Annotated in this window: 9 protein-coding genes; 2 read left to right on the top strand and 7 right to left on the bottom strand. The window is 45.1% G+C overall.

Annotated features, from left to right (window positions below; all coding sequences use genetic code 11):
* Nucleotides 1-173 precede the first annotated feature (173 nt).
* Complete coding sequence (locus ASD24_RS29460) at nt 174-662, top strand: CcdC family protein (RefSeq protein WP_200956224.1); 489 nt, start codon at nt 174-176, stop codon at nt 660-662.
* 175 nt (nt 663-837) lie between these two features.
* Here ASD24_RS29460 and ASD24_RS29455 read toward each other — a convergent pair whose 3' ends face one another.
* The 6 genes from ASD24_RS29455 to ASD24_RS29430 all read right to left on the bottom strand — a co-directional run bounded on the left by ASD24_RS29455 (nt 838) and on the right by ASD24_RS29430 (nt 7,119).
* Nucleotides 838-1,851: an NADP-dependent oxidoreductase gene (locus tag ASD24_RS29455; RefSeq protein WP_056703968.1), complete on the bottom strand. Its 1,014-nt coding sequence runs from the start codon at nt 1,849-1,851 to the stop codon at nt 838-840.
* Between the two features lie 236 nt (nt 1,852-2,087).
* Nucleotides 2,088-2,834: a type I methionyl aminopeptidase gene (gene map / locus ASD24_RS29450; RefSeq protein ID WP_056703966.1), complete on the bottom strand. Its 747-nt coding sequence runs from the start codon at nt 2,832-2,834 to the stop codon at nt 2,088-2,090.
* Between the two features lie 189 nt (nt 2,835-3,023).
* Nucleotides 3,024-4,103, bottom strand: coding sequence for an RNA-guided endonuclease InsQ/TnpB family protein (locus tag ASD24_RS29445; RefSeq protein WP_056703963.1), 1,080 nt, complete (start codon nt 4,101-4,103; stop codon nt 3,024-3,026).
* A 5-nt stretch (nt 4,104-4,108) separates the two neighbouring features.
* A complete protein-coding gene (gene tnpA, locus ASD24_RS29440; protein WP_056703960.1) occupies nt 4,109-4,507 on the bottom strand; it encodes an IS200/IS605 family transposase in 399 nt (132 codons plus the stop codon).
* A 968-nt stretch (nt 4,508-5,475) separates the two neighbouring features.
* A complete protein-coding gene (locus ASD24_RS29435) occupies nt 5,476-6,297 on the bottom strand; it encodes a serine/threonine protein kinase (protein WP_156395587.1) in 822 nt (273 codons plus the stop codon).
* A 168-nt stretch (nt 6,298-6,465) separates the two neighbouring features.
* Complete coding sequence (locus ASD24_RS29430) at nt 6,466-7,119, bottom strand: hypothetical protein (protein ID WP_056703952.1); 654 nt, start codon at nt 7,117-7,119, stop codon at nt 6,466-6,468.
* A 523-nt stretch (nt 7,120-7,642) separates the two neighbouring features.
* Here ASD24_RS29430 and ASD24_RS29425 point away from each other — a divergent pair.
* Nucleotides 7,643-8,596 (top strand): L-lactate dehydrogenase, encoded by a 954-nt coding sequence (locus ASD24_RS29425; RefSeq protein ID WP_056703949.1) that lies wholly within the window; start codon nt 7,643-7,645, stop codon nt 8,594-8,596.
* A 91-nt stretch (nt 8,597-8,687) separates the two neighbouring features.
* Here ASD24_RS29425 and ASD24_RS29420 read toward each other — a convergent pair whose 3' ends face one another.
* The gene (locus ASD24_RS29420) at nt 8,688-11,390 is read right to left on the bottom strand and encodes a PAS domain-containing hybrid sensor histidine kinase/response regulator (RefSeq protein WP_235540963.1); all 2,703 of its coding nucleotides are present in this window, start codon (nt 11,388-11,390) and stop codon (nt 8,688-8,690) included.
* Between the last annotated feature and the right edge of the window lie 87 nt (nt 11,391-11,477).

The following is an 11,477-nucleotide window of genomic DNA, read 5'->3' as shown; positions in this document are numbered from 1 at the left end:
ATATACTTATGATCTGCTGATTATTAGCCGTCCTTAGATACGGTCAAAATGCTTACTAAGCATTCTATCGGCAAACTACGTTTGTGATATAATAGGGAAAGAAAATTCTGAGATTTCACATAATGATCCGAATGGCTTCAGCAATATATTATTCCAGAAAGAGGGATATCTTCGTGGCTCAAATTAGTCCATTTTACCTTCAGATCGGTGCAACTCTAGGGATGCTCATCATGGCGTTGCTTGCCATTTTCATTCGCATGAAAGCCAGCCATCGCCCAGTCACGATTCGTAAAATCCTGATCCCCCCGCTTGGTATGAGCACAGGTTTTCTCATGTTCGTCGTTCCTGAAACGCATGTCCCACTGCTGTGGGCAGCCATTGCACTGCTTGTTGGTTGGTTTATTTTCTCGTATCCGCTTATTCGCAGTACTCGCTTCGAGCGGATTAACGGTGAAATATTCGCAACGCGTTCGCGCAGCTTCGCTTTTATCCTGCTTGGACTGCTCGCTGTGCGGCTCATATTGCATGAAGTCATCCAGCGTTATATATCCATTCCACAGACAGGTGGACTATTCTTCCTGCTCGCCTTCGGTATGATCGTGCGCTGGCGTGTGTACATGTACAAGCACTATAAAGAAGTGCTTAGTGCAGAGGAAGCCTAAACCCTCTCTGCTCCATTCTATTCACACATATAAACACACCAAAGACACGTTCTCTGCATAGCTATGCGGAAGAACGTGTCTTTTTGGGATAGGCGTTCTATAGGGCTGCATTCCATCGGAATTCAGTCACAGAACCAATATGGAAGTACACTTCATTTCATCATTTCATCTACATTTACTCCGGATCGGCAACCTTCACCAGTTGTTTACCCAGATTATCCCCTGAGAAGAGACCCATAAATGCTTCAGGTGTCTGTTCGAAACCTTCCACAATATTTTCCTCATATTGAATATGACCTGCTTTGATCCATTTGGCTAACTTCGCACGACCTTCCTTAAAGGACTTGGCGTAGTCACCCAAGAGGAATCCCTTCATCAGTGCTGTATTGGTTAACAGCAGAGTCTGCGGACGCATACCGATATCTGGCTTTTCCAAGTTATAGGAAGAGATCTGTCCACACAATGGAATACGCGCATTTCGATTAATGTGGCGTAACACCGCATCGGAAATTTCGCCGCCGACATTATCAAAATATACATCTACACCATCCGGGCATACCCGTTCAATGGCAGCAGACATATCGCTCTCTTGTTTATAATTCAATACCACGTCGAATCCTAATTTGTCTTTGAGGTATGCACATTTCTCATCAGAACCAGCAATACCTATGACACGAGCGCCTACGATCTTGGCAATCTGCCCTGCGATCATCCCTACAGCACCTGCTGCGCCGGATACAACGACAGTCTCGCCTTCCTTAGGTTTACCGATATCCTCCATCCCGAAATATGCCGTTAGCCCCGTTAGACCAACCGCACCCAAATATGCAGTCAATGGAGCTTCCTCGGTATCGATCAGTGAAAGATCTCCCGTATTAACTGCCGCATAACGTTGCCAGCCCCACATACCCGTCACAAGGTCACCCTTGCGCAGATTAGGCTCCGAGGACTCCACCACTTGACCAATTGCTCCGCCTTTAATCACTTCGTTCAGCGCATAAGGTGGTGAATAGGACTTTGTATCCTTCATCCGACCTCGCATATACGGGTCAACCGACAAATATAATGTACGAACCAGAACCTGTCCTGCTTCCGGTTCAGGAAGTGGTGTATTTATAAATTGGAAATTGTCACGGGATGGTGCACCTTCCGGACGAGATGCAAGTACGATCTGTTCATTTTCAGACATCTTAATGACCTCCTTGTAACCAGTGGATCAGAATTAAACTCTCGCTTACGCTCATACTCTACCACCGGCACGATATGTTATTGCCTCTTCATAGAAATTAGTTCAAATCGTCCGCAGTACTGAAAACAGGACTTTTTGAACACACTCTTATATTTTAAACCGAAACAGGCGGATCACAAACGTGGGCCGCCTTGAAATTACTAAAATTATAGTGATTGAGTCTCAGCCATACTTCCTTATTGAGCCGTCAGAATCACCGGACCATCTGCTGTAATGGCAATGGTGTGCTCATATTGAGCAGACAAGCTTCCATCCATTGTACGCGCCGTCCAACCATCTGAATCAAGCTTACTACGGAACGTACCGATGTTCAACATAGGCTCAATGGTAATAACCATGCCTTCTTTGAGTCGTGGTCCACGATGAGGCGGGCCATAGTGAGGCACCTGCGGCTCTTCATGCATTTTCTCGCCAATGCCATGCCCGATAAACTCACGAACAACCGACAACCCTTCGCCTTCAGCATACGTTTGGATCGCATGTGATATATCACCGATCCGGTTGCCGACTACAGCGAGTTCAATGCCTTTATATAGCGAGTTCTTGGTCACATCTAGTAGATGTTGTGCTTCTGGTGTAACTTGCCCTACCGCATAAGACCATGCAGAATCAGCAAGCCATCCGTTCAGATTCACGACCATATCAATCGTTACGATATCGCCGTCCTGCAACACATATTTCCCGGGAAAACCATGGCAGATTACGTCGTTTACTGAAGCACATGTCGCAAATTGGTATCCGTTATACCCTTTTTGCTCCGGCGTTGCGCCATTTTTCTTCATAAAAGCTTCTGCAAATTGGTCAATCTCTTTGGTTGTGATCCCTGGACGAATCATTTTCGCTATTTCTCTATGGCATGCGGCAAGAATCTCACCAGCTTTTTTCATCTGTTCAATCTGCTCTTTTGTTTTCAATATAATCATGACGACTTCTCCTTGTCCGTTAAGATCTTACCTTGTCCTCTATTTTGACACTCCCACCCCTAAAGGGGCAAGGTCACTAAAGTGACTGGGATTCTTAGCTATCTTAACGTCCTCAATTCATTTCTGCTTTGGACAGATGTTAAGAATAGGGTATGCCAGTACCCCTCCTAAGACAGTGCATATAGCATCTTAGGCTGATTGACTGTTACCGCCAATCACAGTTGCGTAGCGAATATTCATCGCCCCAACGATATCTCGATGTTTCTTGAATCCACATGGGCACGTATATCTTCTGTCTTGCGCCTTGTTCTTTTTTGAACAGTCTGGGCAGGTTTGACTTGTATATGCAGGGTTCACATATTCTACTTTGATCCCTGTCATATTTGCTTTGTATTCAATGAACTGTGCCAAACGGTAGAATGACCATGTATGTAGATTCTTTTCGTTTTTACGACTTGTTCTTGTCGTCTGCCTAATATTCGTTAGTTGCTCTAAACGAATGACAGAAATCTTATTCTCGATGGCGAAATTCACGATTTCACGACTAACTTTGTGGTCTTTGTCTTTCATCCATCGTTGTTCTTTATGATCTAACTTGCGAATAGCGTTCACTTTCTTTTGTTTTCCTAGCTTTTTACGAACACTACGAAACTTCCGCTTCTTGTATTTGTTTTCTCGTCCATTCCCAAAGAAGCGAGCTTGATCATCATCTGTAACGGCTACGGCAGGGACTTTTAGCCCTAAATCAACGCCCAAAACCCGCATACCTGTTTTTTCAGTTATTGGCATGGTGACTGCAATTTGGGCTACCCACTTACCTGAGCTTTTCGTGACACGGAGCGTACCCCGTTTGTGCTTCAAAAGTTCAACGTTTCGATGGTCTTTGTCGATGATCAATGTACGAATTTTTACACGATTGGATTTTCCCTCTACCATCAATGGAATGGAAATGTGCGTGAAGTCAAACGAATAATTTTGGTTATTCCATACACAAATCGGTTTTTTTAGGGTGGGTATGATGGTGTATTTACTTTTCTTAACTTTGGTAGAAAACACACTTTTCGCATCTTTAATCGCCTGATTTTTCACTGCACTTGGTAGATTAGCAGGAACGTCTTTTGTTGTCTTCTTCAAGATTTTCTTTTCTTCGACCATCTCGGCAACGAGTGTATTCACAACTCGGATATATTCATGACTACTTTGTTGCAATAGTTGGATCTGTTCTTTCGTCGGCAGAAGCTTTACCTTAACCGTTAGGGTCTGAGACATAGGTTTCACCCCCTTGTCTTTTGTTGTTCAACAAAACGCTTGATGGTTTCACTTGATACATTTCCTGCGGTAGAAACAAAATAGGAGCGTGTCCACAAACTGGGCAAATGAAGAAGGTGTGGAAACTCTTCTCGTAGTTTTTTTGATGTGACTCCTTTTATTTTTGCCATAATATCCGCAGGGCTTAGTGTGGGAAGTGCATGGAGAACCATATGTGTATGGTCTTTGTCGCACTCCATGGCAACAATCTCAATTTCAAGCTCTGCACATACGTTATGCACCAATTCCTTGAAGCGCTGTTCTACCTCTGATTTGAGAAATATCTTTCTCCTGTATCGTGGGCAAAACACAAAATGATAGTTCAATAAAGATACGGTTGTGTGTGTTCTTCTATATTCGTTCATGTCTATATTATATCAGTTCACCTATTGAATTGAAACACGCTATTGAAAAATTGGAACACAGACATTTCGGATAATTGATGCACTTCTCCGACCTCATTTTCATCCCAAATGTAAAGAAGCGGGCTTTCTCATTCAGAATTCTGTAACGCGAATCACTCAAAATAAAAAATTCAGTATAAGTACATGTTCAAAAAGGGCGATTTTCAGTATCAAGAAGATGGGATGAAGCTAGAAATGGAGTAGCGGAGCGTAGATAGAGCTACGTGAGCAACGGACATTTCGGCTGAATTCCATATTCGATGTTGATCATGCCGTTAGGCATGTTTCGTAATCAAAAGCGAACTTTTTGAACACCCTCTATACGTAACCTTGTACATAACCTCGTAAACACCAACAATCTATTATACGCCTGGCTCAATCTTTATGAATACATTTTTCTGAAGAAACCCGAAACCCTCTTCCTCGGCTGTGCGTATATGCTAAAAAAGATCGAAGACGAAAGGATGAAAGCTCATGCTCAAAAAAATTCTTGGCAAACTTCTCGACTCCAAATCTTCATCACACCGAAGGCGCTACAGCTCTTCTGACAAACGACACTCCTATAAACGTTACAGCAGTTCATCAGGGAAACGTTCCTATAGACGCCACTCCTCATCAGATATGAAGTACCGGGATAGCCGTCATGGCTCTGGTTACTATAAGAGCAGAAAGTATAGCTCAAGCTAATCGAGCAGTGCGCCATAAACCTATAGAATATATGCACAATAGGACTCCAAATCAGTGATTGTAAAACTACATTTGGAATGTTGTGCTAACGAATAAAAGGGTGTCATGCTGGTGATATTCTCATGCCAGCGTGACACCCTGCGTTATGTATCCATACATGTAGACAACAAAAAGGACCTCCGCCATGATGTTTACAGAGGTCATTCATCACCATCTTCGCCCTATATCCGATGTTAAGCTCATCAATGCAGCTTGGGCAGAATTCGCTGCATCTCAGCTTGCAACTCGGATGCCCCCGCCTCATACCCAGGTCTAAGCCCCAGCAATCTCTCCAGCATAATGACCAGATCCGGCTGAAGATCCAGTTCCTCCTGCCAACTTGCAGGTGCTTTCCCTTTCTCCGGTTCATAGGCGGAGTACAGCATAAACAGAAGAAAATGACCGAGATCCTGCAAATCCTGATCAGGCGTTGCAGTTTCATCTTCAGGTGCGGGCAGTTCGCGCATACGCCGTTTCAGCTCTGGCAACAACGGCTCCCCCATTTGCCGCGCCAGGCCAAAATCAATGAGATGCAAGTGCCCATCCTTCATAATCACGTTGGGAATCCGTACATCCCCATGAATATAGCCCTGCTGATGAACATGAGCGATTGGAGATAATAACTGGCTCGCCAGTTCAATACATTCTCGTTCGCTATATTGCTTGCCTTGTTCGAAGATATACGTCTCCAGCGTCTCTCCCCGAATATATTCTATGGCAATGTAACTTCTTCCCTTATATATAAATGCATTCAAAAGTTTGGGAATCGCCGGGTGCTGCAGCCGGCTCATCACATCTGCTTCTCTACTCAGCAGTCGGGCGGATAACTTACCTTTGCTGGGCTTCGAACCTTTTAACGCAACCTCATCTCCTGTTTGTTCATCTATACAGAGGTATGTCAGTCCGTAACTTCCCATACCAAGCATTTCACATATCGTGTATCTTTCTGCTATTATTGCCCCCTTTGGCAAGGGTCGATCTGTCCACAGTCCCAGCAGTCTTTGCCAGCTTCGTTGCAGCTCCACTTGTTCTCCCCCACTAGCATACGACTGCTACCACCCCATCATAATCATGCAGAGCAAGATTCGTTTGCTGATTTTCTTGTTGTTATGGAACTTATTATAACAGCAGGGCGATGGGCAATCATAGCACGAACGGCAGTGGACAGATGCTTTATGCGCACTTATACCTCTTTACGCCTCTTTATGCTTCTTCGGCAAAAGACCAAATAACATGCGGAGTGTGGTTCCCTTAGGCTTGCGCTTTCTTCCCTGGTAGCTGCGTAAATTGGTCACCAATTCACGGTCGCGCTCTTCCTCCAACTTTTCATTCATCCATAAACGCTGCTTCTCCATCTGCTCTTGGAGAGCCTGATGCGTATCGGCAAGATGCTTCAGGGTTAATTCTAGTTCATCCACTCGGTGCTGTAGCTGCTGTACTCGATCATCCTGCGGCGCCACTGCACCAGCCGTCACTTCAGTAACTAATTGTCCTAATCCTTCATATGATCTCAAGCTATTCGGCAGCTCAGCTTCTTCCGGGAATAACGCGGGCATAATCGTTGCCGCGCATTCGCTTTCTGACGTATCACCTATCTCAACTGTGGATGCTTCTGGAGATAGAACGGTGACCACAGCATCCACCAAGGGCAAATTATGTTCTCTAAGCTCAGTCATCAGCCGCTCAATGCATTCCACATCCTCGGATCGAAACAGTCTAGATTTGTTGGCAGAACGTTCAAACCGGTAGCCCTGCTCCTCAAGTGCTGCTGCATATTTTCGAAGTGTACTGGCTCCAATGCCCAGACTCTTAGCCGTTTCCGTCGTAGCTCCTGCTTCTTCAATCATTATTATTCCCTCCCGGAATGAAGTCTTTTGTAATTCAAGGTCGTGACTTCAGCGTCTACCTTTTGTAACAACCATCGGATCGGGGCAACTTGTCTACTCTGCATATACATGCACAATACCTACACATGCACTGCATTATGATTCGCTTGCCCTTATGTATTCGTCAGTTCTGCTTGTGAACCCTTTGACGCTTTAGTTCTGTTTCTGTGGATTCATAAGAACTTTTGTCAGACCATTTATTCGCATAAATCCCTGATGATCCGACAACCTACAAGAATGGTGTCATGTCGAATGCGGTCCGTGCAAATGCCGTCAAAATTTTGGAGGCACCACTATTCATGTCAATTTTGTTAACTCCGTTGCTCCAATACGCTCCCGCGATAACGGATATCATTGCTGTATCGCTTTTTCATGTGTTATCTTATGTAACGTAGAAGTCATTCTCAGCATAAATTATAGGACAATACTTAACATAGGATCATGATAATCGGAAAATTCAAAAGGATACGGGGGATGAACGGCTGTGTTAGGCAAATCAGGTAAAGTAGCGGTAATCGGGGCAGGTCTTGTTGGTTCAAGTTGTGCATATTCAATGATTAATCAGTCGATCTGTAGAGAAATTATGATGGTCGATCGGACATACGATCGCGCTGTAGCGCAGGCTTTAGATTTTTCCCATTGTATGGACTTCACACATAACCGCACCAAAGTATACGCGGGTACTTATGCTGACTGTGGCAGTATGGACGTAATCGTGCTTACGGCTGGGGCGAACCCTAAGCCTGGTCAGACACGTCTAGATATTCTAGAAGAAGCCGAATCCATTGCCAAAGATATTGTTGTGCCTATCATGGAAAGTGGTTTTAGCGGGATTTTTGTCGTCGCAGCGAATCCGGTTGACATAGTAACTTATATGGTATGGAAGCTGTCTGGTCTTCCGCGTGAACGCGTCATCGGCACAGGGACTTCCATTGATTCCTCCAGACTCAAAACGCTATTGTCCGAAGTCTTCTCCATTGATCCTCGCAGCGTGCACGGCTATGCTCTGGGTGAGCATGGAGAATCCCAGTTCGTCGCTTGGTCGCACGTTACCATTGGTGGCAAGCCGATCTTGCACATTATGGAGCAGCACAAGGATCGTTTCAAACATCTCGATCTGGAAGATATTGCTCGTAAAACAAAGGACGCCGGCTGGGAGATATTCACTCGCAAAGGCTCCACCCAGTTTGGCATCGGTAATGCACTTGCTTATATTACACGCTCCATCCTCAATGACGAGCATAAGATCATCGCCGTCTCCGCGATCCTAGAAGGAGAGTATGGACAGAACAATGTATGTGCGGGCGTTCCCGCGATTATCGGCGGCAATGGCATCCAAGAGATCATCGAATTGAATTTGGATGCATCCGAACGTGAGAAATTCGAACGCTCCTGCGCTGTGTTATCCGGAAGTATAGATCGCCTTACCATGGTATAACTTGGTGAAAAAGGAACTCAAAGACGCCAGTGACTATTCCCGAGAGGAATTCACTGGCGTCTTTAATTGTATACTTATCTATTTATCTCAATTAATTAGGTGCAAGCTGCGGCTGATCGGCCGGACCCCATTGCTGGAGCACCCTTTTCAACTCACTAAGCATAACGGGCTTGCTGATGAAGTCGCGCATACCAATCTCCAGGCAAGCCTCCTTATCCTCCCGTTTCGAATTGCCCGTGACCGCAATAATCGTTGGAATGCGATCTTGTGGAATCAATCGGTGTACAAGATCTGTCGCCTTAAGCCCATCCATAACAGGCATTTGAATGTCCATGAGTACAATATCATAAGTTTTCTGAGATATAGCCTCGATCGCTTCAACACCATTGGTACATACATCCGGTGTGTATCCAAGCTTCTCTAGGTATTCAGTTAGAATCTTCCGATTCACCGGATGATCCTCAGCAACCAGTATACTGATCGGTATCTTGTCACCTTGACGTGTACGATCATGTGAGAATTGGCGTGCAGCTTCCTCCTCCGGTACATCGACACTTGTGGCAGGAACGGCGAACCGGAAGGTAGACCCTTCCGCTTCCTCACTCTCTACACCGATGCTACCACCCATAATCTCCACAAGGCGTTTCGAGATAACGAGTCCAAGCCCCGTACCTCCATACTTCCGGTTAATGACCGGATGCAATTGGGAGAACGACTGGAACAACTGATCCAGCTTATCTGCTGGAATACCGATACCCGTATCCTTTACAGCAAAATCAAGCACGCTAGATTCAGGTCTGCGTCCCTTAATAATGTCTACCGTGACATCAATACTTCCCTGATCCGTGAACTTGAGTGCATTACTAACAAGGTTCACGAGGATCTGTCTAATCCGCATCGCATCACCGACCATGAATTCCGGAATGCTAGGATTGAGGCGATATCTGATTTTGAGTTGCTTCTCATTGGCCCGAGACTTGAACAGCTCCGCCACCTGTTCTAACATTTTGCGTAGCGAGAAAGGTTCGTAGGCTAGCGCCATCTTGCCAGATTCCAGCTTACTGAAATCCAGAATATCATTAAGAATATTCAGCAGTGCGTCGCCGCTCTCTTGAATAATCTGGGCATACTCCCGTTGTTCCTCAGACAGATCTGTTCCGATTAGAAGCTCTGTCATACCAACGATTCCATTCATCGGTGTTCGAATCTCATGGCTCACCATAGATAGGAATTCAGACTTAGCCTGCGCCGCCAACTCCGCTGTCTCCTTGGCACGCACAATTTCACGTTCGCCAGTAACATCGTTGAATACGACAACAGCTCCTTGAATCTGACCTTGATCTATAATCGGCGTCACCTGGTATTCCACCAAGAAGCTACTGCCATCCTTGCGCCAGAATACATCCTCTTTGATCAACCGCCGCTGTCCATCCATTACAGTCATATGGATAGGACACTCTTCTACCGGGAAATAACTTCCATCCGCTCGGGAATGGTGCATGATTGGATGGGAGCTTTTACCCACAAGCTCCTTGACTTCATAACCAAACATGGATGCCGCTGCGGGATTCATGAACATTGTAATCCCGTCTGCATCTAGACCATAGATACCTTCGGTAACCGAATTTAGAATAAGCGTATGCTGCTTACTAAGCTCTTGAATCCGTTCCGTATAATCCTTCCGCTCTGTAATATCAGATAAAATACCGTATACTCCGACCAATTCCTGATCCACAATAATAGGTACATTCATGATCGATACATCAATCTTCCTGCCTCTAGCATTCACGACACAGGTCTCATAGTGCTGTGGCTTCCCCAGCTTTACTTGTTCAAAGTAGGTCTTACCATTTTGCACTTCACTTTTATCTAAGTTGTTCAGAAAGGAGCGCCCAATCAATTCACTGCGCGGAATATTGAGTAATTGAACAAGATTACGGTTAACCGAACTATATCTACCTTCCAGATCCAGCGAATACACAGCCGCCGGGGTATGCTCAAATAATGATTTGTACCGCTGACGACTCTCTCTTAAGCGTCGATCTGCATCCTTGTGCTGTGTGATATCTCGGCTGATACTTACAACCTGCGTATCTTCACCTTCTCTGCCTGATACAGGCTTCGCCAACGTTTCCATCCAGATGTAGTGCCCTTTTTTGTGCATAACCCGCATTGTACAGCCATTGCCGATTACGGATACATCTAATGGATCAGGGTAGTCCCCTGGATAACAGTAGTCTTTGAAGGACTTACCCATCACCTCTTCTGGTCGATAGCCAAGCAAAGGATACACCGAGGGAGATACATACAACAACTCTCCATCTAGCGAACATTTCGTAATAAGATCCTGTGCATGTTCAGCCAGTATCTGATACTTTTCTTGTGTCTCATGAAGCTTACGCTCCACTTCTATGATCTCGGTTACATCCTTGGCAATGCCATATATGCCCACGACTTCCTCTTCTGCCGTGATCGGCACATAGGTAATATCCGCCTGCCTCAGTGAGCCATCTCTATGATAGAACTTGAGAGAGTTACTGACTGAACGTCCAGCCAACACTTCATCAATACATTGTTGACGTGATTTCTCGCTATCCGGTGGACAGAGATGTTCCCGGTTCATGCGAATTAAGTCTTCGAGTGTGTGCCCTGAAATCCGCTCAACGGAGGGATTAGCATCAATATAGTTTCCATGGATATCCATAACATAGATGGCATCCGGGTGGTTAAAAAACAAGGATTGGTGTGAACTTCCCTCAGAAATAATTCGTTTTAGGGTTTCCGTTTTATTCATTTCCAAGGCTTACCCCTCTTTTCTTAGCCCAAAGCTTCTTATAACAACGATAAATAATGATTTGGTTATAACTAGGCTTACCCTCGA

It is taken from the genome of Paenibacillus sp. Root52 (assembly GCF_001426865.1).
GTDB lineage: Bacteria > Bacillota > Bacilli > Paenibacillales > Paenibacillaceae > Paenibacillus.
The sequence above is the reverse complement of the archived record's forward strand: the minus strand, read 5'-3'. Positions and strand labels throughout refer to the sequence as shown.

What these genes read in the sequence shown, in the direction of transcription:
- tnpA (WP_056703960.1), bottom strand. Translation starts at nt 4,507, where the DNA reads ATGAACGAATATAGAAGAACACACACAACCGTATCTTTATTGAACTAT.
- ASD24_RS29420 (WP_235540963.1), bottom strand. Translation starts at nt 11,390, where the DNA reads ATGAATAAAACGGAAACCCTAAAACGAATTATTTCTGAGGGAAGTTCA.
- map (WP_056703966.1), bottom strand. Translation starts at nt 2,834, where the DNA reads ATGATTATATTGAAAACAAAAGAGCAGATTGAACAGATGAAAAAAGCT.
- ASD24_RS29455 (WP_056703968.1), bottom strand. Translation starts at nt 1,851, where the DNA reads ATGTCTGAAAATGAACAGATCGTACTTGCATCTCGTCCGGAAGGTGCA.
- ASD24_RS29430 (WP_056703952.1), bottom strand. Translation starts at nt 7,119, where the DNA reads ATGATTGAAGAAGCAGGAGCTACGACGGAAACGGCTAAGAGTCTGGGC.
- ASD24_RS29445 (WP_056703963.1), bottom strand. Translation starts at nt 4,103, where the DNA reads ATGTCTCAGACCCTAACGGTTAAGGTAAAGCTTCTGCCGACGAAAGAA.